The 20389-nt window shown below is 65.8% G+C and carries 17 protein-coding genes and 1 pseudogene; 4 read left to right on the top strand and 14 right to left on the bottom strand.

Annotation, left to right across the window (positions count from 1 at the left end; genetic code table 11):
- Positions 1 to 22 precede the first annotated feature (22 nt).
- The 7 genes and pseudogenes from era to hrcA all read right to left on the bottom strand — a co-directional run.
- Positions 23 to 928: pseudogene (era, locus tag SAC06_RS04055) on the bottom strand (GTPase Era); the annotation flags it as partial.
- A 4-nt stretch (positions 929 to 932) separates the two neighbouring features.
- Positions 933 to 2249 (bottom strand): hemolysin family protein, encoded by a 1317-nt coding sequence (locus SAC06_RS04050; RefSeq protein ID WP_350258932.1) that lies wholly within the window; start codon positions 2247 to 2249, stop codon positions 933 to 935.
- Entirely contained in the window at positions 2246 to 2698 is a 453-nt protein-coding gene (gene ybeY, locus SAC06_RS04045) for an rRNA maturation RNase YbeY (RefSeq protein WP_350258931.1), read from the bottom strand. The genes SAC06_RS04050 and ybeY overlap by 4 nt, the downstream gene beginning before the upstream one ends.
- Positions 2695 to 3672 carry a PhoH family protein gene (locus tag SAC06_RS04040; protein WP_350258930.1) on the bottom strand — a complete coding sequence of 326 codons (978 nt, stop codon included), beginning with the start codon at positions 3670 to 3672 and terminating at the stop codon, positions 2695 to 2697. The genes ybeY and SAC06_RS04040 overlap by 4 nt, the downstream gene beginning before the upstream one ends.
- 111 nt (positions 3673 to 3783) lie before the next feature.
- Positions 3784 to 4554 (bottom strand): 16S rRNA (uracil(1498)-N(3))-methyltransferase, encoded by a 771-nt coding sequence (locus tag SAC06_RS04035; RefSeq protein WP_350258929.1) that lies wholly within the window; start codon positions 4552 to 4554, stop codon positions 3784 to 3786.
- Positions 4551 to 5675: a molecular chaperone DnaJ gene (gene dnaJ, locus SAC06_RS04030; RefSeq protein WP_350258928.1), complete on the bottom strand. Its 1125-nt coding sequence runs from the start codon at positions 5673 to 5675 to the stop codon at positions 4551 to 4553. The genes SAC06_RS04035 and dnaJ overlap by 4 nt, the downstream gene beginning before the upstream one ends.
- Positions 5676 to 5713: 38 nt before the next feature.
- Positions 5714 to 6733 (bottom strand): heat-inducible transcriptional repressor HrcA, encoded by a 1020-nt coding sequence (gene hrcA / locus SAC06_RS04025; RefSeq protein WP_350258927.1) that lies wholly within the window; start codon positions 6731 to 6733, stop codon positions 5714 to 5716.
- 158 nt (positions 6734 to 6891) lie between these two features.
- Here hrcA and SAC06_RS04020 point away from each other — a divergent pair, with 158 nt between their 5' ends.
- Positions 6892 to 7794: a phosphatase PAP2 family protein gene (locus SAC06_RS04020; RefSeq protein WP_350258926.1), complete on the top strand. Its 903-nt coding sequence runs from the start codon at positions 6892 to 6894 to the stop codon at positions 7792 to 7794.
- Here SAC06_RS04020 and hemW read toward each other — a convergent pair.
- The 4 genes from hemW to SAC06_RS04000 form a co-directional block, all read right to left on the bottom strand.
- The gene (gene hemW, locus SAC06_RS04015) at positions 7766 to 9004 is read right to left on the bottom strand and encodes a radical SAM family heme chaperone HemW (RefSeq protein ID WP_350258925.1); all 1239 of its coding nucleotides are present in this window, start codon (positions 9002 to 9004) and stop codon (positions 7766 to 7768) included. The genes SAC06_RS04020 and hemW overlap by 29 nt on opposite strands.
- Positions 9005 to 9006: 2 nt before the next feature.
- Entirely contained in the window at positions 9007 to 9795 is a 789-nt protein-coding gene (gene trmB, locus SAC06_RS04010; RefSeq protein ID WP_350258924.1) for a tRNA (guanosine(46)-N7)-methyltransferase TrmB, read from the bottom strand.
- Positions 9796 to 11652, bottom strand: coding sequence for a translation elongation factor 4 (gene lepA / locus SAC06_RS04005; protein ID WP_350258923.1), 1857 nt, complete (start codon positions 11650 to 11652; stop codon positions 9796 to 9798).
- A gap of 88 nt (positions 11653 to 11740) precedes the next feature.
- Positions 11741 to 12697 carry a tetratricopeptide repeat protein gene (locus tag SAC06_RS04000; RefSeq protein ID WP_350258922.1) on the bottom strand — a complete coding sequence of 319 codons (957 nt, stop codon included), beginning with the start codon at positions 12695 to 12697 and terminating at the stop codon, positions 11741 to 11743.
- A gap of 329 nt (positions 12698 to 13026) precedes the next feature.
- Here SAC06_RS04000 and rpsT point away from each other — a divergent pair, with 329 nt between their 5' ends.
- Positions 13027 to 13293: a 30S ribosomal protein S20 gene (rpsT, locus tag SAC06_RS03995; RefSeq protein WP_350258921.1), complete on the top strand. Its 267-nt coding sequence runs from the start codon at positions 13027 to 13029 to the stop codon at positions 13291 to 13293.
- Between the two features lie 75 nt (positions 13294 to 13368).
- Here the strand turns inward: rpsT and holA are convergent, their stop codons facing one another.
- Genes holA through SAC06_RS03980 form a run of 3 tightly spaced genes read right to left on the bottom strand, consistent with a single transcriptional unit; the run spans position 13369 to position 16613 of the window.
- A complete protein-coding gene (gene holA / locus SAC06_RS03990; RefSeq protein ID WP_350258920.1) occupies positions 13369 to 14376 on the bottom strand; it encodes a DNA polymerase III subunit delta in 1008 nt (335 codons plus the stop codon).
- Positions 14366 to 15892 (bottom strand): ComEC/Rec2 family competence protein, encoded by a 1527-nt coding sequence (locus tag SAC06_RS03985; RefSeq protein WP_350258919.1) that lies wholly within the window; start codon positions 15890 to 15892, stop codon positions 14366 to 14368. The genes holA and SAC06_RS03985 overlap by 11 nt, the downstream gene beginning before the upstream one ends.
- Positions 15885 to 16613, bottom strand: coding sequence for a ComEA family DNA-binding protein (locus SAC06_RS03980; RefSeq protein ID WP_350258918.1), 729 nt, complete (start codon positions 16611 to 16613; stop codon positions 15885 to 15887). The genes SAC06_RS03985 and SAC06_RS03980 overlap by 8 nt, the downstream gene beginning before the upstream one ends.
- A 172-nt stretch (positions 16614 to 16785) precedes the next feature.
- Here SAC06_RS03980 and proC point away from each other — a divergent pair, with 172 nt between their 5' ends.
- Together proC and valS are read left to right on the top strand one after the other, a co-directional pair.
- Complete coding sequence (proC, locus tag SAC06_RS03975) at positions 16786 to 17604, top strand: pyrroline-5-carboxylate reductase (protein WP_350258917.1); 819 nt, start codon at positions 16786 to 16788, stop codon at positions 17602 to 17604.
- A gap of 108 nt (positions 17605 to 17712) precedes the next feature.
- Positions 17713 to 20373 carry a valine--tRNA ligase gene (gene valS, locus SAC06_RS03970; RefSeq protein WP_412766233.1) on the top strand — a complete coding sequence of 887 codons (2661 nt, stop codon included), beginning with the start codon at positions 17713 to 17715 and terminating at the stop codon, positions 20371 to 20373.
- The last annotated feature ends 16 nt before the right edge of the window (positions 20374 to 20389 follow it).

The following is a 20389-nucleotide window of genomic DNA, read 5'->3' as shown; positions in this document are numbered from 1 at the left end:
ACCGGGAAATCCCAGGTCAGCCTCAGAAACCGAACCGGCGCAGCATCTTCGGGTCGGACTGCCAGTCCTTGGCTACCTTGACGTGCAGGGCCAGGAACACCCTTCGACCCAGCAGGTGCTCAATCTCCCGGCGGGCGACCGTTCCCACCTCTTTGAGCCGCTCACCTTTTTTGCCGATGATGATGGCTTTTTGCGAGTCCCGCTCGACAAAGATATTCACGTGGACGTCAACCATCGGGGGGCGCTTCGAGCCGGGCTGAGCTTTCCGCTCGACCATTTCCTCCACCTGGACCGCCAGCGAGTGGGGCAGCTCGTCCCGCACTCCCTCCAGCGCCGCCTCCCGCACGAACTCGGCAATCAGGGTTTCATCCGATTCCTCGGTGATTTCGCCAACCGGGTAGAGCGGGGGCGAGACCGGCATCAGTCCCAACAGCACGTCGATCAGCACCTGCAGGTTGTCTGCCTTTTGGGCCGAAACCGGGACGATCGCCTGCCAGTCGCCCAGCCGGTCCAGGTCCAGCAGGTGCTCGGCCAGCCGATCCCGACTCACCTTGTCGATCTTGGTTGCGACCGCCACCACCGGGATCCGCAGATGCTTCAGCTCACGGGCGATGAACTCGTCGCCGGGGCCCACCTTCTGGTCGGCGGGGAGGCAAAACGCCACCACGTCGACGTCGGCCAGGGCCTCGCGCACCATGTCGTTGAGGCGTTTGCCCAGCAGGGTCCGGGGCCGGTGGTAGCCGGGGGTGTCGACCAGGATCAGCTGGCCCCGTTCGTCGCTGACAATGCCGCGAATATTGTGGCGGGTAGTTTCGGGCCGCATCGAGGTGATCGCCACCTTCTGGCCCACCAGCGCGTTCGTGAGGGTCGATTTACCCACGTTGGGACGGCCCACAATGGAGACAAAGCCGGCGCGGTACTCCGTTGGTTCGCTACTCACCCTGCTCCTCCTCAGCTGCTGGCTCCGGGTCCACCCGGGTCACCAGGATTGATCCTACTTCGTTGCGTCGGCCCACCGTTTCCTCCGCCACCAGGTGCACACCGTGGACGGTGGCTTCCGCCCCGGGCAACGGCACCCGGTCGATGGCCCAGGTGAGCAGGCCCCCAACCGAATCCACCGCCTCGTCGTCAAACTCGAGCCCAACCAGCTCCTCCAGGTCGTTCAGGGAGTAGCGGGCGGGGACCCGCCAAACGTTGGGCGCCAGCTGTTCCGGCTCCAGTTCGGCCCGGTCGTGTTCATCGACCACTTCGCCGACCAGCTCTTCAATCAGGTCCTCCAGCGTAACCAGGCCGGAAACGCCGCCGTACTCGTCGATGACCAGGGCCAGGTGCGTGTTGTTGGCCTGCATTTCCCGCAGTTCATCGTCGACGAAACGGGTCTCGGGGATGAACACTGCCGGGCGGACGTAGGACATGACCGGGCTGGCGGCCAGATCCGCATGGTCTATCAGTCGGCGCACCACGTCTTTGAAGTAGAGGATGCCAATCGCATCGTCGACGTCCTGCCCGATCACCGGGACCCGCGAAAAGCCCGAGCGTAGGAACAGGCGCAGGGCCTTATCCAACGACTTGTCGCTCTCAATGGTGACCATGGAGGTGCGGGGCACCATCACCTCGCGAACCCGGGTTTGACCCAGCTCGAAGACCGAGCGGATCATCTCTTTGTCCTCCTCGTCGAAGGAGTCGGCCTCGCCCACCTCGTCGGCAATTTCGCGCAGGTCCTCCGCCACAGCCAGGCGCTGGGCGTCGGAACGCTCACTGCCGAGCCGGGCTGAAGCCCGTCCGATCAGCGGGTCAAACCAGTGGGTGACGGCCAGCAGGCGCAGCGTCAGCCGGCTCCCCAGCAGCGCCACGCTCAGGTAGTTGCGCGACACCATGAACCACGGCAGCACCAGCACCATCAGCACTTCGATCAGGGCCATCACGCCGAGCACGATCAGGGCCACCACCCACCAGGACAGCTGGCTGGGTTGCAGCAGATCCATCGTGACCAGGGTGACCGAGAGCACCGCCACCGTGACGGAGACGACGCGGGCTCCATGCAGCCCGACCACGGCGCGGGGCCGCTCCTCCAGCACCCGGCTGAGGCGGACCGCCGCCTTGGATCCGTCCTCCGCCAGATCTTCCACGTAGGCGCGCGACAGCGAGGACAGGGAGATCTCGATGGCGCTTAGGAACCCGGCCAAGGCCAGGCACGCCAACCCAAGAATCAGCAGGGGGACAAACGGAATGGTCGACAGGTCGCTCATGCTTGGGCCAGGAAGGTGAGCAGCAGTTTGCGCTGCAGGCCGAACATAATTTCCTCTTCCTCCGGCTCGGCATGGTCGTAGCCCAGCAGGTGCAAAATCCCGTGCGTAGCCAGCAGCAGCATCTCGTCCATGTCGGAGTGGCCGGCCGCTTTGGCCTGCTCTACCGCCACGTCCGGACAGATGACCACGTCGCCCAGGATGCCCTCCTGGGTCGGGCTGGCGGGGGTGCCGGGCCGCAGCTCATCCATCGGGAAGCTCATCACGTCAGTGGGGCCGGGCAGGCCGAGCCAATCCTCGTGGAGGCGTTCCATCGCCTCCGGATCGATAAACATGATGGACAGTTCCACGGCCGAGCCAACGTGCATCTGGGTGAGCACGTACTCGGCCAGGGCCCCAAATTCAGCCAGTTCCACCGGGTAGGTGGTTTCGTTGATCACCTCAACACTCACGGGGTTTGCCTTTCGATTGACGAGGGGGAAGGCCGGGATCCGGGTCCGGTTCCAGCCTCCTGGGGGCGCCCGGCTTCCCAGCGGGAGTACGCATCGATGATTTCGGCAACCAGCGGGTTTCGGACCACGTCCGCGCTGGTCAGGTAGGAGAACTTCACCTGGGCCACATCTTTCAGGATCTCCTGAATCAGCACCAGGCCCGAGGTCATCCCCCGGCCCAGGTCAATTTGCGAGTCGTCCCCGGTCACCACCATGTGCGAGCCGAAGCCGAGCCGGGTCAGGAACATTTTCATCTGAGCGGGCGTGGTGTTCTGGGCCTCATCCAAAATGATGTAGGCGTCGTTTAGCGTCCGGCCGCGCATGTAGGCGAGCGGAGCAATCTCAATGGCACCGCTGGCCATCAGCCGCGGCAGCGAGCCTTCCTCCAGCAGTTCGTCCAGGGCGTCAAAGAGTGGCCGCAGGTAGGGGTCAATTTTCTCGGTGGCACTGCCCGGCAAAAAGCCCAGGTTCTCCCCCGCCTCCACCGCGGGGCGCGTGAGGACAATCTTCTTCACCTGGCCCTCCAGGAGGGCGCTGACCGCCTCGGCCATGGCCAGATAGGTTTTGCCGGTTCCGGCGGGCCCGATCCCAAACACGATCGGGTAGGTTTCCAGGTCCTCCAGGTAGGCGGCTTGGCCGGGAGTCTTCGCCTTGATGACCTTGCCCCGACCGGTTTGGAGGGCGGGCGGGCGCACCCCCGCGGTGGCGGGGGGCAGCAGGGCGATCACTTCCTGCACGGTGGCAGCGTCAATGGTGCCTCCGTCCTGCACGAGGGCAACCAGTTCTTCCAGCAGGGTCACCACCAGGTTGACGGTGGCGGGAGGCCCCACCACGCGCAGCTGACGGTGGTCAACGTAGATTTCGACCTGCGGGAATCCGCGCTCAATGGTTCGGACGACCTGGTCGGCCGGACCCAGAAAAGCGGCGGGGTCCACGTCGGCCGGAAGGTTAAAGTACTGGCTCTGGCGACCCGGGTCTACCAGGTTGTTGGAGATGACGATGGTGAATCGCTTTCTGTCTCGATCGAAGCAACTTTCCTCACCAGTTTAGCGCCACCGCCCCGTCAGCACATTGACTAGGGTGAGGGCTGCCCCACCGGCAGTGGAGGAACGGAGCACCGTGGGGCCAATCAGGACCAGCTGCCCGCCGCCGTCCCGAAACGCATCCCGCTCCGCGTCGGTCAGTCCCCCTTCCGGGCCGACCACCACCACGATTTCGCCTGCCGTCTGCTCCCACATGTGAACCTGATCAGTCAGGGTGCGGGTCCCCTCCTCGTCACAAATCAGCACCAGGCCCCCGCGCCTGGAGATTTCGGCCAGTTGCTGGGCGAGCCGACCCGAGTCAACCAGTTGATCCACCACCGGCAGGAACGCCCGGCGCGACTGCTTGGTGGCCGCCCGCACCACGTTCACCCATTTCTGCCGAGACTTCTCCGCCCGGTCAGCGGGCCAGCGGGCAATGGAGCGCTGCGCACTCCACGGGACGATTCGGTCCACCCCCAGCTCGGTGCAGAGTTCAACCGCCTGTTCGTCCCGGCCCCCTTTGGCCAGGGCCTGCACCAGGGTGACGGTCACCGCCGGGGCGGGCTCCACCCGGGATTCCGCCACGGTCAGCTCCACCCCGGTCGAACTCACCGACTCGATCACGCAGGTGGCGCGGGTGCCGGCCCCGTCAACCAGGTCGAGCCGGTCTGCCGGCCCCAGGCGCATCACCTTGCGGGCGTGGTCGGCTTCCGGGCCCGACCAGGAGAGGGCGGCGCCGCGATCATCGCGGTCGGCCCCCAGAAGTTCGGGAGCGAAAAAGACCGGCAGGGTCACAGGCCACCGAGCTTATCTTTGAACCATTTGAGCGGGCCGTGCGTGCCGGCCCCCACCGGCTCCACCCGCTGTTCTCCGCGCAGTTCTGCCAGTTCTTCCAGCAGTTCGCGCTGGCGATCATCCAGGTTGGTCGGAGTTTTGACGCCAACGTGAACGTAGAGGTTGCCCCGGCCGGACCCGCCCAGGCGGGCCACGCCCAGTCCCTTCAGGGTCAGTTCCGCCTCGGGCTGGGTTCCCGGGTCAATGACCAGCTCCTGCTGACCGTCCAGCGTGTCCAGGGTAAACACGGTCCCCAGCGCGGCCAAGGCCACCGGCACGTCGATCCGCGTGTGCAGGTGAATGCCCTGGCGGGCGAACAGCGGGTGCGGCTTCTCCCTGATTTCCACGTACAGGTCTCCGGCGGGACCGCCGGCCGGGCCAACTTCGCCCTTCCCGGCCAGACGAATGCGGGTGCCGTTCTCCACCCCGGCGGGAACCTCAAAACTGACGGTGCGACTGGCGCGAACGCGGCCCTCGCCCGCGCACTCGTGACACGGGTGGTCGATGGTTTGCCCGTGGCCCTGGCAGGTGCGACAGGGAGCTGAGGTGCGGATCGCCCCGAGCAGCGTCTGCTGCACGCGGGTGACCGAGCCGGTTCCCCCGCAGGTGGGGCAGGTGGTCGGGCTGGTTCCGGGCTCGCAGCAGCTGCCGTGGCAGACGTCGCACTCGATGGCGGTGTTGACCTTGACTTCCTTCTTGGTGCCAAAGACCACTTCCTCCAGGGTCACCTCCACCGCAATGAGTGAGTCCTGGCCGCGGCGGGTGCGCTGGGTGGGGCCGGTCGGGCCCCCGAATCCGCCCATCCCACCAAACATGGTCTCGAACAGGTCGGCGAACCCGAAGTCGCCGGTGGGTCCGGCTCCGCCCCCGCTGAACGCAGCGGGGCCGCCCAGATCGTACTGCTGACGCTTCTGCGGATCCGACAGGACGTCGTAGGCAACCGACAGCTCCTTGAACGCTTCCTCTGAGTCAGCCCCGGCATAATCGGGGTGCAACTGGCGGGCCTTCTTGCGGTATGCCTTTTTGATCTCGTCCGCCGTGGCGTTCGAGGAGACCCCCAGGACCTCGTAGTAATCCCTCAATTTGCCTCTTCCTCAGATAGTTCCTAGCGGGTGCAACACTAGTGGTTCTCCCCCAACATTAGGCGGGACAGATAGCGTGAGACGGCCTCTACCGCTATCAGCGAACGGGCGTAGTTCATCCGGGTGGGACCCACGATCCCCACGTGAGCGGAGCCGTTGTCGGCCGTGTGGTAGGCCCCGGAGACGATGGAAGTTTGCTCCAGGTCCTCATCCCGGTTTTCCGTCCCGATCGAGACCTGCAACTGGTCGGTGTGAACCTCGGACAGGAGCCGAAGCAGGGCCACCTGCTGCTCCAAGGCATCCAGGACCCCGGATACGTCGGCAAAATCTTCCCCGGTCCGAGCGAGGTTCGACAGGCCGGCCACGATCAGGCGGGACTGGGTTTGCTGGGACAGCAGCTCCAGCAGGGTGTCGACCACCAGCCGGGCCAAGCGCCGGTGAGCGGGCTTGAACTCGTTGACCACGTCCTCGGCAATCAGCCGGATGCTGGTGGCACTCATGTCCTCCAGCTGCAGGTTCAGCCGATCCCTCAGCTCGGTCAGGGCGTCCTCACCGGGGGCTTCACCCGCGTCCAGGCGGCGCTCATACACCTGCCCGTCGTTGGTAATCGCCACCACGATCAGCCACCGGGAAGCCAGGTCCACCACTTCGAGTCGGCGCAGGCGGGCGGCAGCGCGAACCGGAAACTGCGCCACCGCGGCGGAGCGGGTCAACTGGGCCAGCAGGCGCACGGTCCGCGCAATGACATCTTCGAAGTCAACCGCCTCATTCAGGAACTGTTCGATCGCCCGCCGCTGCGGTTCGGGCAGGGGTTGCAGATCGATCAGGCCGTCGACAAAAGTTCGGTAGCCCAGTTCGGTCGGGACCCGCCCGGCAGAAGTGTGGGGCTGGTAGATCAGCCCCTCGCTTTCCAGCACGTTCATTTCGTTTCGAATCGTGGCGGACGAGACGTCCATTCCCCCATCGGCGGCCACGGTCTTGGAGCTCACCGGCTCCCTGGTATCGACGTAGTGGGACACAATGGTTCTGAGGATCTCAAGTTGTCGTTCCCGTGCCATTCGCCTCCCCTCTCCAACGCCAATCCGAACTCAAACCGGGTTGGCACTCATGAACATACAGTGCTAATCCTACTCTGTTCCCGAGGAGGACAACAGTTTTGTGGAGCGTTGCACTCGCGCAGGTTGCCGCCGACGCCGACCTCCCCGATGATGAAATTATGAGCCTGCCGATCCAGACCCGCACCAGTTCCCTCACCTCGCGTGAACGACTTTGGATGGTCACGCTAATCGGGGCGATACTGGTTTTCACCGCTATCTACCTGCTGTTTGTGCGCACCGCCTGGGGCCAAACCGTGGAAAACGCCGCCCTGATCGGGGCGGGCCTGGCCCCGGGGAACTCGGTCCAGGTGGACAACTCGTCGCTGGCAGTAATCTCTCGCACTTCCCTCGGGGTGGCCGTCCTGGGGCTCGGAGCCCTGGGATGGTGGCGAGCCGGCTGGCGCCTGGGGGTGGGGGCCGCCGCGGTGGTGGCGGGGAGCACGCTAATTGCCGAGGGGTTGAAACGGTTCCTGCTTTCCCGTCCCGAGCTGGTGGATGCGCCTCCGAACCTGTTGCACAACTCGTTTCCCTCCGGCCACACCACGATCGCCATGTCACTGCTCCTGGCCACCCTGCTGGTGATCCCACTGCGCTGGCGTGGAATCGCCATGTTCTTGACGTTGACCTGGGCCACCGGGATTGGGGCCCTCACGGTGGCGGCCAGGTGGCACCGGCTGAGCGACACGTTGGGCGGAGACCTGGTGGCGCTCAGCGTCGCGCTGGTGGCTCTGATCTGGTTGTCCCGTCGCGGACTGGTCCGCCCGGCCCCCCGCCGCCACTATCCGCTCCGCGGGCTCTACCTGGCCGCCATTGTCCTGCTCGGCGTGGGAGCGCTGGGGATCGGACTGGGCCTGCTGATCCTAAACGGGCAGGTAAACCAGCCCGGAACCGAGGTGTTCGCGGTCAACTCGTACTATGCCAGTCACGCGCTGGCCCTGGCGGGTTCGGTGTTCACCGCCCTGGGTTTTTGGGCGTGCCTGCGCCAGTTGGAAACTACTCCCACCCGGCCAAAGTCCGGGTAACCAGGTCGGCCAGCAGGCGCCCGGATAAAGTCAACGTCAGCCGATCCCCGGCCGCGTTCAGCTCAACCAACCCCCGGTCCAGCAGCTGATCAACTCCGGAGAGCTCCGGCCCCAAGGCCAACCCCTCCGCGGTGCGGATCCCCAGCATCAGTGCCTCGAGGGCCCGGGTTGGCTCGTCTAGTGTTTCGCCCGCCAGCGCCGGGTCGAGCCCCTGGTCCAGTCGGCCCGCGTAGGCCCGCGGGTGCTTGACATTCCACCAGCGCAGGTCACCCCAGTGCGAGTGGGCTCCGGGCCCGTACCCCCACCAGTTCCAGTCCCGCCAGTAGGCCAGGTTGTGTTTGGAGGCGTGGGTCAGTTCGGTGGCAACCAGACCCTCCTCCCCCGGCTCGGGCCGGGCAAAGTTCGAAATCTCGTACCAGCGGTAGCCCGCCTCGGCCAGTAGCTGATCCGCCAGCTGATACTTTTCGGCCGCCTCGTCGTCGTCGGGCGCCGGCAGGTCCCCGCGGGCTACCTGGGCGGCCAACTTGGTCCCGGGTTCGACGATCAGGGAGTAGGCGCTCAGGTGGTCGGGGTCCAGGGCCAGTGCCACCCGCAGCGAGGTCTCCCATTGGGCCACCGTCTCGGTCGGAGCCCCGTAGATCAAGTCCACCGAGTAGGACAGGCCGGCCGCCCGGGCCCACTGGGCCACCAGCGGAAGCTGTTCGGGCCGATGCTGACGATCCAGCACCGAGAGCACTTCGGGCACGGCGGACTGCATTCCGACCGAGAGCCGGGTGATGCCGAGGTCAGCGAGTTGGCGGACCCGGTCTTCGGTCAGCGTTTCCGGGTTCGCCTCCACCGTTATTTCCGCGCCCGGTGCCAACCCGAAAGAGGAGTTCAGCTCGGCCAAAATCAGGCCGAGTTCGGCCGGGTCGAGGAGCGTGGGAGTGCCGCCCCCGAAGAAGACAGTTTGCAGCGGGGCCGGCGGGGCCAGGCTCAGCCGGCGCGCGGAGTGGGCAATCTCGGCTCGGACGGATTGGGCGTAGGTGGCTCGGTCCGCCCCCGGACCGAACTCGGTGGTGTAGGTGTTGAAGTCGCAGTATCCGCACCGAACGGTGCAGAAGGGGACGTGAATGTAGGCGCTGGTGGGCCGCTCGGCCCCCAGCTGTTGGGCCCGGTCCCACCGGTCGGGAGCCGGAGGCCAGGGATCTCCGGGCGGAAGACTCCCCACGGTTACGCCTGCTCTTTCCGGGCGGGTTTGATCGCGGTCAGGTCGTGGACGGTCCGGCCGGCCTCCAGCCCCTTTTCCTCAAACCGGGTCAGCAGGCGGCCGGGGAACCGGGGGGCGAACCCACCGCGGGTGGGCTCAGGATCGAGCGGGTCGGGCCGGGCGCCCCGGTGGGGATTAACCAGGTTCGGCTCCGCCTCGATCGTGTCGCGCATCTGCCAGGCGTAGTCATCCCAGTCGGTGGCGAGGCGCCAGCATCCTTCCGGGGCCAGGATTGTGGCCACCGCGCCGGCAAACTCACCGTCCACCAGCCGCCGCTTGTGGTGGCGCTTCTTCCGCCACGGGTCGGGGAAGAAGGTCCACACTTCGCTGACCGAGTCCGGGCCCAGCAGGAGCGGCAGCGCCTGGGCCGCGTCGGCTTCCACGATCCGCAGGTTCGTCACGCCGGCGCTGGCCGCCCGCGAGATCATCTTGGCGACCCCGGGGTGCCAGACCTCAAAGGACAGGTAGTTTTGCTCCGGGTGGGCCGCCGCGGCAGCCACAATCTGCTCACCGTTCCCCGAGCCAACCTCAACCACCAGGGGGGCGCGGCGTCCAAACTGCTGGTCCCAGTCGATCTTCGTGTCGGGGGCAATGGTGGTGGCCGAGTCGGCCCGAGCCACCGGAACCAGGTAGGTGGCGCCGTGCTGGTCCAGGACCCGACTCAAGTTTTGCGCCAAGCCGCGGGAGCGACGCACAAAAGATTTGGTGCGCGCCCGAAACTGGACCTCATCGGCCGTGTGCAACTGTTCCATTTACTTCTTTCCGGTGGGGGCGTCCGAGGTGAGGGCCGCGATGAAGGCTTCCTGGGGCACGTCCACGCGCCCGATCGACTTCATCCGCTTCTTCCCTTCCTTCTGCTTCTCCAGCAGCTTCCGCTTCCGCGAAATGTCGCCGCCGTAGCATTTGGCCAACATGTCTTTGCGGAGGGCCTTGATCGTCTCGCGGGCAATCACACGGGACCCGACCGCCGCCTGGACCGGGATCTCAAACTGCTGGCGCGGAATCAGTTCCTTCAGCCGCTTGGTCATCTTCACCCCGTAGGAATACGCCGCATCCTTGTGCACAATGGCGGAGAAGGCATCGACCTGCTCCCCGTTCAGCAGGATGTCGACCTTGACCAGGTCGGACACTTCGCTGCCGTCCTCGTGGTAGTCCAGCGAGGCGTAGCCGCGGGTGCGCGACTTCAACTGGTCAAAGAAGTCGAAGACGATTTCGGCGAGCGGGAGGCGGTAGCGCAGCTCCACGCGCTCGGGCGAAAGGTAGTCCATCCCACCGAGGGCTCCCCGGCGCTCCTGACACAGCTCCATGATGGCGCCGACGAACTCCGAGGGGGCCAGGATCGTGGCGGCCACCATCGGCTCACGCACCTGATCAATTTTGCCGTCGGGGAAAGCCGAGGGGTTCTCCACCCGCACCTCGGTCCCGTCCTCCTTGGTGACCGAGTAGACCACGTTCGGCGCGGTGGCGATCAGGTCCAGGTTGAACTCTCGCTCCAGCCGTTCGCGCACAATTTCCAGGTGCAGCAACCCCAGGAAGCCGCAGCGGAAACCAAATCCGAGGGCCACCGACGACTCGGGTTCGTAGGTCAGGGCGGCATCGTTCAGCTGCAACTTGACCAGCGCTTCGCGTAAATCGGGGAAATCAGATCCGTCCACCGGGTAGATGCCGGAGAACACCATCGGTTTCGGGTCCCGGTACCCGGACAGGGCCTCGGTCGCCCCCCGAACCGAAGTGGTGACCGTGTCACCAACCCGGGACTGGCGCACGTCTTTCACCCCGGTGATCAGGTAGCCGACCTCACCGGCACCCAGGCCGCCCGCCGGAACCGGGTCGGGGCTGATCACGCCCACCTCAAGCAGCTCGTGAACCGAGCCGGTCGACATCATCTTGATCCGCTCGCGGTGCTTGAGCGAGCCGTCCACCACCCGCACGTAGGTCACCACCCCGCGGTAGGAGTCGTAAACGGAGTCAAAGATCATCGCCCGGGTAGGGGCGGTGGGATCCCCGGCGGGTGCGGGAACCTCCCGCACGATCCGATCGAGAATCTCAGCCACTCCCTCGCCGGTCTTCCCCGAAGCCAGCATGACTTCGTCGGGGGAAATCCCGATCAGCGAGGCCAGCTCGTCCGCGTACTTCTCCGGCTGCGCCCCGGGCAGGTCGATCTTGTTCAACACCGGAATGATGACCAGTTCGTTTTCCAAAGCCAGGTACAGGTTAGCCAGCGTCTGCGCTTCGATCCCCTGAGCGGCATCAACCAGTAGCAACGCCCCTTCGCAGGCGGCCAACGACCGGGACACCTCGTAGGTGAAGTCGACGTGGCCGGGGGTGTCGATCATGTTCAGGGCGTAGGCTTCATCCCCCACCACCCAGGGCATGCGCACGGCCTGGCTCTTGATCGTGATCCCGCGTTCGCGCTCAATGTCCATCCGGTCCAGGAACTGTTCGCGCATCTCCCGCGGGTTGACCACCTCGGTGAGTTGGAGCATCCGGTCGGCCAATGTCGACTTCCCGTGGTCAATGTGCGCGATGATGGAAAAGTTGCGGACATTGGCCTGGGGGGTGTGGGCCGGCTTAATCAGCTGCAGCTGCTCCGGGCTTGGCACGGACACGTAGGTGGACCTCCGCTCATGTGAACATATTCCCCGCTATCGTCCCACGTCCGGCGGGGAACGGGAAAGTTCAGGTCCGCGTCGTGACCTATTCCGCATTTGTCTGGGCCAATCGGCTGCGCATGCGCACGAGGGCCTCGGTCAGGGAAGGCTCAGGCCCCTCTTCCGCCAGGTCAATCAGCTGATCACAAAAGAACACGGCCCGCTCGGGATCATCCAGGTCCACCGCGTCGGTCAGGAGGATCCCCAAAATCTCGGCAATCAGCGGGTGATCCGCCTCCAGGTGGTCCCGGCAGTCGCGCAGCAACAACTCCCACTGTTCGATCGCGGTTCGGCGCTGGTCCAAATACAGATGGGCTTCGGCCACGTCGTGGCGAGCCAGCAGGCTCTCCTCAGATGCCGTTCCCCGCAGCTCCGTCACGATGGCCAACTGCTGCTGCAGGACCTGGAGGGCCTCCGCCAACTCCCCGGTGTCCTGCAGGTGCCGGGCGAAGTTGTGTCTGGTGGAACAGGCCGGCTCACTGGAGGCCAGCCCCCAACGGGAATAGTCCGCCAGCAGTTGCCGGTACAGCCGCCGGGCGTCACTGCCCCGATCCGCCTGTTCAAACACCCGGGCGGAGTTGTTGCGGATGGCCGACCGCAGTGGTTCCCGGGCACCCAGGTGCTGGTCCGCGTCCGCAAACAGGGGCTGACACAGCGCCAGGGCAGCCTCCACCTGCCCGACCGTGGCCAACCAGTACATCTGGGTATTCCGAAGGATCAGCGAGCGCGGGTCAGTGGCGCCCCAGCGCTCGACACCCAGCCGGGCCGCCTCACCGGCCAGGACCAGTCCCTCGTCAATCTGGCCCAGTTCCATCCTGATCGGCACCAGTTCGCGCAAGAGAAAAGGGCGAAGTTCAGGATCTGGGTTCGACTTCAACCAGGTCTCCAGCCGCTCGGCTGCCTGATCGGGTAGGCCCAGCTTCATCAGTAGCTGGGCCTCACGCGGCGCTGAGACCCCGTCGAGTTGGCGAGCCACCCGAGTCAAGATAGATTCGTCATTCACGTTGTGCCTTCCGTTTCCGGGGCCCACCCGGGCCGCCTCCCTCAACTATTGACGGCCGGTTCGCCTCGCCCAAGGATTGCTGTTGGCAACTGTGGAAAAGCGGCAGTCGCAGGGCTGTGGAGAGGTGACGTGATCACCCTCACCGCCCAGATCCCACGTTTTGGTGGGACTGACGAGGCCAAGCTGGTAAAGTTCTTGTTTGGATTCCAAGCCGGGTCGGGCTTGAAATCTTGATCAGGTCGTTTGCGGGGTGCCCCACGCCCCAGTCCCGACACTGGCTCAGCCCTCACCGACCGTTTTAGTTTCAGAACCATGAGGAGAGTCCAAACGTGGCTAACATCAAGTCGCAGATCAAGCGCAATCGCACCAACGAGAAGCGCCGCATCCGCAACCAGGCCGTAAAGTCTGAGCTGAAGACTCTGGTGCGAAAGACCCGTGAAGCCGTGGAAGCGGGCGACAAGGCGCTGGCTGAAGAGAATCTGCGCATTGCTTGCCGGAAGCTCGACGTGGCGGTGTCCAAGGGAGTCATCCACAAGAATCAGGCGCGTAACCGCAAGTCGAAGCTGGCTCTGCGGGTAAACGCCATGGAAGGCTAAGCAGCTAAGTCTCAGTTGAGCGGAGGTCGCCCCGGCGGCCTCCGCTTTGCTTTGCCTGCCTGACTGACAATCCCGCTATCGGGCCGCGTTTCGCCGGGAGATCTCGATCAGGCACCGCTCCACGGCCCCCTCCGGGTCTTTGGAGGCGCCCTTCACGTCAGCATCGGCTCGGGCCACCGCACAGATGGCCGCACCCAGTGACTCCGCGCTCCAGTGCCGAAGGTTACGACGGGCCTGCTTTTCGGCTGCGGGCCGCATCCCGAGGCTGGGCCCGGACAGTCCCGGCACGCTTACTTTGGCCAGGGATCGCAACTGGTAGGCCAGGGCCGCCACCACCAGCACCGGGGCAACTCCGGACTCAAAGGCCCGCCGAGCCAACACCACTGCGCGCGGCCCATCCCCAGCTGCCATTGCGTCCGCCACATCAAACCCACCCGTGTCGACTCGGCCGGCGAAGTGGGCATCGACCGCCTCTCGGGTAATCACCCCGCCCCCGTCGTGGACCAGGCGGCGGGTGGTTCCCAGCAGCTCGTGCAGGTCGTCACCGACGGCGTCAACCAGCATCTGCAGGCACTCCCGCGGGGCCTTGGCGTTCAGGTTCGCCACCTCGTCCGCCACCAATGCCAGTCGTTCGCGCGGGAACTTCAACGGTTCGGTGGCCCAGATGGGGAAACCCGCCCGCTTGACGGCGTCAACGATCTTCTTACCTTTCACCCCACCCCGGTGATAGAGCGCCAGGATGGCGTCGTCCGGAGGGTTGGCAATGGTCTGCAGCAGTTCGTCGGTCAGTTCAACCCCCGCTTCTTCCACCCCCAGCAGGATGATCAGGCGCCGATCCCCAAAGAGCGAGGGGGAGGTCCAGACGGACAGCTGTCCCGGCGGGCAGGAAGAAGCATCGGCTTCGACGACCTCCACCTCCGGGTCGCGCTGACGAATCTGCGTGCGGAGGTAGGCCAGCGCCCGATCGGCCAGGGCCCGCTCGCTGCCGCGAAACAGTAGGACGGGAGCCGGGGCCAGGTCAGATAGTACGAGCGCGGGTGAATTGTCCTGCGCGCCCCGTCCGCCACCTGCCCTACCGGCCATGCCTGTGCCTCCCTGTCCGACCCCAGTTGAACTCGATTGTTCCCAGCACCAAACCTACCAGGATCGCAGCCAGGATCGGGCCGGTCGGGCCCGCTGGCCACGGGAGCTTGGCGGCGGGCAGGGAGGCGAACAGCTGGGCCACCCAACTGATCCAACCGGCCGGCAATGCCGCCAGTTTCGCGCACCAATCTGCCAGAGTCGGAGCCCAGGTCACGGTGGTTGCTGCCAGCAGCCCCAAGATTGTGGTCGGGGCGACCGCCGGGGTGGCCAGCACGTTGGCTGGAATGGCCCAAAGGGAAATCCACGGGTTCAGGGTAACCAGCACCGGCAGGACCCACAGGGAGGCCGCCGCACTGACAGCCACCGCGCTGGACCCCCACTTGAGCGGCCGCTCCCCCATCACCTTGCCCCACCGGGACACCGACCAGCGGCCGAGGCGGTCGGCCCAGCGGGTGCCCGAAAAAATGATCCCGGCCGTCGCCAACACCGACAGGGTAAAACCGTACTGGAGCGCCATCCAGGGGCGCAGCAGCACTATTCCCAGCACCACCGCCGCCAACGCCACCTGGGATTGGGAGGACCGGTAGCCCCACCACCCGACAATCACCAGGGCCGCCATGGCCGCTGCTCGAACCACGGAAGCGGTAGGCCCGACGACGCCAATCAGGACCGCCAGAAACGCCAGGAGGAACAGGGGACGAACCCATTTCCACCCCGGAATAACCAGCGAGATGACGGCCATGGCCACCGCGATGTGCGTGCCAGAAATCGCGGTCAGGTGGGTCAGTGACGCCACCCGCATTGCCTCGGACAGGTCCTGGTCCAGCAGTTGCCGGTCCCCCACGGACATGCCCAGGACCAGCGCCCCGGCCGGGGCGGGCAGCCCGGCGCACAGGTCCAGCATCCGGTTTCGAACCAACCCAACCCACCGCAACCAGGCGCTCGGTTCGGCCGCCACGGTGGCGGTTCGTACCCGCACCTGCCCCACCCGGGGAGGCTGCTCCCAGAAGCCTCGCTCGAGGCGGCCGCTCACCCGCAGTGTCGTGCCCGGCCCGACGTTTAGCAGCACGTCCGGACTTCCACTCAGTCGGACCTGGGCCCCGGAGCGAATCCACCGGTCGCCTTCGGCCACAGCTGTGATGGAACCGGTGGCCACCGCCTCCGGTTGGCCCCAGGGGGTCGCCCGGAGCACCGCCCCGGAGTCCAGCCGGACCAGGGCCCGCAGTTGAGCGCCGTCCGACAGCTGCACCGCGGGGTCCGCGCGATAGTCGCGGGCGGCCAGCTGCCCGGCAACTCCCCCGAGCGCCAACGCCACCCCGGTGGCTAATCCCAGCCAGCGGAGCTTCTTTCCCCAGTCGGTCCGAAACCAAACCCACCCCCAACCGCAGGCCAAAGCCAATTCCCCTCCCAGCACTCCGGCGATCCCCCACCCCTGCAGCGCGCTGACCACCCCCAACCACGCGGCCCCGGCCAACGGAACCAGCCGATAGTCGCGCGGACGTGCTTCCTCACCCACAGAGGCTCGGCTCCAGGCGCGCGTACACCTTCGGACCGATTCCGGAGACCTGGCGGAGGTCACCCGGGGTGGCGAACGGACCGTTCTCATTTCGATAGGTCAAGATCCGCTCCGCCAGCGCCGGCCCGATCCCCGGTAGCTGCTCCAGCATCGGGCCATCTGCCTGATTGACGTCCACGCAGGCCGGCTCGGTCCCTGTCCCCTCGCCCATTCCGGGCGGTCCCGGGATTGCGGGGCCGGCCCGGGCCTCCGCCTCGGTTGGCACGTAGATCTGTTCCCCATCGGTCAGGGGCCGGGCCAGGTTCAGTTGGGTCAGGCTGGCTGTCGGAAGCGCTCCCCCGGCCGCTTCGACCGCGTCGATCACCCGTCCCTGTACCGGCAGGGCGAACACCCCGGGCTGCTGAACGGCCCCCGATACGTAGACCACCACCTCGGGCAGGTCCTCCGGCTCCACCGGCCCCGACTGCCCGGTCAGGTCCTCCGCGCTAACTCCAATTCGGTCCAACAGTTCCGATTCCGCCACCAATTCGCCTCCACCTGCACCGGGTCCCCACCCCCGCTGCCATTCACGCCAAGCCCACCCTGCCCCCACCAGTACCAGCAGGACGACGGCCGCGATCAGCGCCGACCGCGCGCTCAGCTTCCACCGGGGACCGTTGAGGCCACCGCTCCGATGTCGCTGACCCAGGTCTCCCGCCGGCTCCCCAAACTCACTTTGCATCACCCCAAGCTAGGTTCACCCGCCTCCACCCCCCTACTAGATGACGCTCGAACGGTGGATAACTACCGTCGACAGCACCTCTGGATAACTGCCGGCTCGGAACCCCAACCCCCCTGTCGGAGGACAGTGGCACAATGGAGTGACCTTGGGACCAACGAGCTAGGAGTGGGACATGAGACTTGGATTCATTGGCACCGGAGCCATGACCAGCGCCATCGTGAAGGGACTGCGCGAGGCGGGCCCATCCGACACGGGGATCTTCCTTTACGACGTCAACACTCACGCCGCGGAGCAACTGGCCGCCGTGACCGATTCGGCTACCGTGGATGAGCCGACCGACCTGCTGGCCAAGTGCGACCTGATCGTGCTGGGGGTCAAACCCCACGTGCAGAGCTCGGTGCTGCGCCAGTTGGCTCCCCACGTGACAGCTGATGCCTGTCCAGCCCTGCTTTCGATTGCGGCCGGGCGAACCCTGGCCGCAATCCGGTCCGATTTGGCGGAGGCTCAGCCCCAGCCGCACCTGATCCGGGTGATGCCGAATGTGAATGCCCAGATCGGCCTGTCCATGTCCGCGGTGGCCTACTCGGACGGCACCCCGGCCGAGGTGCAGGAACAGGCTCGAACCCTGCTGGAGGCGGTGGGCTTGGTGATGGATCTGCCCGAGCAGCTGTTCTCCGCCTACTCGGCGCTAGCCGGCTGCTCGCCGGCCTGGTTTTTCCAGATTGTCGACTCCCTCGCCCAGGCGGGTGTTAAGTACGGTTTGTCTAAGGCTCAGGCGCTAACCGCGGTCACCCAGTCGATGGTCGGGTCAGCTCGCCTCCTGCAGCTTTCCGCCGAGGAAGGGGTGAACCCCTCCGCACTAATTGACCGCGTCTGTTCCCCCGGCGGCACCACCGTGGCCGGCCTGCTCGCCGCCCAGGAAGCGGGTCTGTCTCCCGCCCTGGTCAAAGCGGTCGATGCGGCGGTGGCTCGGGACCTGGAGCTGGGCTAAAGCTGATAGTTTGTCCACAGTTGGCGCCGATATTTTGTGTAATCAGTGCGCCCTCAGTAGCGTTGATACCGGCCTGACAAAAATGCTGCCTCTTTGGGAGAAAACCTGATGAATATGCCCGACTCGCATAGCCCCCGAACCCTTCCCGCTGCCCGCGTGCCCGACCGGGTGTCCACCGACGGACTGGAAGAGAAATGGGGTGAGGCCTGGAATGAGCAGCAGACTTACCGCTTCGATCGCACGGCCGAGCGCTCGCAGGTTTATTCGATCGACACCCCTCCCCCGACGGTCTCCGGCTCCCTGCACATCGGTCACGTCTTCTCTTACACCCACACCGACACGGTGGCCCGCTTCCAGCGGATGCGGGGCAAGCGCGTCTTCTATCCGATGGGATGGGACGACAACGGGTTGCCGACCGAGCGTCGGGTGCAGAACTACTTCGGCGTCCGCTGCGACCCCACTTTGCCCTACGAACCTGGCTTCGTCCCCCCGCACGAGGGCGGTGAAGGCAAGTCGATCAAGGCGGCCGACCAGCAGCCAATCTCGCGGCGCAATTTCATTGAACTGTGCGTGCGCCTGTCCGAAGAAGATGAGCAGCAGTTCGAAAAGCTTTGGCGCTATCTGGGACTGTCCGTGGACTGGTCGCTGACCTACCAGACGATTGGGGACGAAGCCCGCCAGGTGGCCCAGGCAGCATTCCTCTCCTCGTTGGAACGAGGGGAAGCCTACCAAGCTGAAGCTCCGGGCCTGTGGGACGTCACCTTCCAAACCGCGGTGGCGCAGGCCGAGCTGGAAGCCCGGGAGTACCCGGGGGATTATCACTCGCTGGCTTTCCACGGCTCCGGCGGCGACGTCGTGATTGAGACCACCCGTCCCGAGTTGCTGGCCGCCTGTGTGGCCCTGATCGCCCACCCCGACGACGAGCGCTACCAGCCCCTGTTCGGCACCACGGTCACCTCGCCCGGTTTCAACGTTGAGGTTCCGGTCCTGGCCCACCCGGCCGCCGAAATGGACAAGGGCGCCGGCATCGCCATGTGCTGTACCTTCGGTGACCTGACGGACGTGGAATGGTGGCGGGATCTGCAACTTCCCATGCGGGCCATCCTGGAAAAGGACGGGCGGATCACCCGGTCCACCCCGGATTGGATCACCGATCCGCAGGGCGTGGCCCTGTTCGAGCAGATGGCGGGTAAGACCACATTCGGCGCCCGCAAAGCGGTGGTGGAGGCGCTGGCCGCCTCCGGGGAAATGATCGGCGACCCGGTCCCGACCAAACGCATGACCAACTTCTTTGAAAAGGGCGACAAGCCGCTGGAGATTGTGGCGTCCCGGCAGTGGTACATCCGCAACGGTGGCCGCGACTTCACCCGGGCTGGGCAGGCGCAAAACCTGCGGGAAGAACTGCTGGCCGCCGGCCGGCAGCTGAACTTCCACCCCGACTTCATGCGGGTCCGGTACGAAAACTGGGTGCAGGGGCTCACCACCGACTGGCTGGTCTCCCGCCAGCGCTTCTTCGGGGTGCCGCTGCCGCTGTGGTACCGAATCGACGAGCACGGCACCGTCCGCTACGACCAGGTTCTCACCCCCACCGCGGAGCAACTGCCGGTCGACCCGACCATCGATGTGCCCCCCACCTTCACGGAGGACCAGCGGAACCAGCCCGGCGGCTTTGCCGCTGAGGTGGACATTATGGACACCTGGGCCACCTCCTCGCTGACCCCGCGAATCCCCACCGGTTGGCTGAGCGATCCGGACCTGTTCAGCCGGGTCTACCCGATGGACCTGCGAGCACAGGGCCAAGACATCATCCGCACCTGGCTGTTTTCCACCGTGCTGCGGGCCGTGTCCGAGTTTGGCGAGCTGCCCTGGACCAACGCGGCCATCTCCGGGTGGATCCTGGATCCGGACCGGAAGAAGATGTCCAAGTCTAAGGGCAACGTGGTGACCCCGATGGGCCTGCTGGAAAAGCACGGTTCGGACGCGGTCCGCTACTGGGCGGCCTCCGCTCGCCTCGGCACCGACGCTGCCTTCGACGAGGGCCAGATGAAGATCGGGCGCCGCCTGGCCATCAAGGTGCTGAACGCATCCAAGTTTGCCCTGACCATGGGCGATGAGGGCGCCGACCTGCTGCTGGATCCGGCCCTGGTGGTCAACCCGCTGGATGCCTCCGAACTGGCCAATTTGCGCCGGGTGATTGAGGTCGCCACCGAAGCGTTCACCGGCTACGACCACACCCGCGCCCTGGAGGTGACCGAGACTTTCTTCTGGACCTTCTGCGATGACTACCTGGAGCTGGTCAAGGAGCGCGCCTACAACCGTGAGGGGCAGTGGAGCGAGGCTGAGGCGAACTCGGCCCGGGCCACACTCGCCCTGGTGGTGGACGCCGTGGTTCGGCTCCTGGCTCCGTTCCTGCCCTACTCCACCGAGGAAGTCTGGTCCTGGTACCGCGATGGTTCCGTCCACGTGGCCCCCTGGCCCAATCCGGACGAGTACCTGGTCGAGGGGGCCCAGCCCGAACTGATGGACGCCGCCTCAGCCGCGCTGATCGTCCTGCGCCGGGTCAAATCCGATGCGAAGGTCTCCCCGCGCACCCCCCTCCTCTCAGTCACCGTGAGCGGCCCAGCGGAGCTGTTGGGACTGGCCCAGACGGTCAGTTCTGACCTGGAAGCCACCTCGCACGCCCAAACTCCGATCAACTGGGTCGAGGGCGGCGAGGAGTTGACCGTCACCCAGGTGGAGTTGGGTGAAGCACCAAAACGACAGAAGTAGCAGTCAACACAGTGCA

It is taken from the genome of Scrofimicrobium sp. R131 (assembly GCF_040256745.1).
In the GTDB taxonomy this organism is placed as follows: Bacteria; Actinomycetota; Actinomycetes; order Actinomycetales; family Actinomycetaceae; genus Scrofimicrobium; species Scrofimicrobium appendicitidis.
Note: the sequence above shows the minus strand (reverse complement) of the source record. Positions and strands in the feature narration are given on the sequence as shown.

Excerpts from the sequence above, each read along its gene's own strand:
- trmB (WP_350258924.1), bottom strand. The coding sequence starts at position 9,795 with ATGGAACAGTTGCACACGGCCGATGAGGTCCAGTTTCGGGCGCGCACC.
- hrcA (WP_350258927.1), bottom strand. The coding sequence starts at position 6,733 with ATGGCACGGGAACGACAACTTGAGATCCTCAGAACCATTGTGTCCCAC.
- holA (WP_350258920.1), bottom strand. The coding sequence starts at position 14,376 with ATGGCCGGTAGGGCAGGTGGCGGACGGGGCGCGCAGGACAATTCACCC.
- valS (WP_412766233.1), top strand. The coding sequence starts at position 17,713 with ATGAATATGCCCGACTCGCATAGCCCCCGAACCCTTCCCGCTGCCCGC.
- SAC06_RS04020 (WP_350258926.1), top strand. The coding sequence starts at position 6,892 with ATGAGCCTGCCGATCCAGACCCGCACCAGTTCCCTCACCTCGCGTGAA.
- proC (WP_350258917.1), top strand. The coding sequence starts at position 16,786 with ATGAGACTTGGATTCATTGGCACCGGAGCCATGACCAGCGCCATCGTG.
- SAC06_RS03980 (WP_350258918.1), bottom strand. The coding sequence starts at position 16,613 with ATGCAAAGTGAGTTTGGGGAGCCGGCGGGAGACCTGGGTCAGCGACAT.
- SAC06_RS04050 (WP_350258932.1), bottom strand. The coding sequence starts at position 2,249 with ATGAGCGACCTGTCGACCATTCCGTTTGTCCCCCTGCTGATTCTTGGG.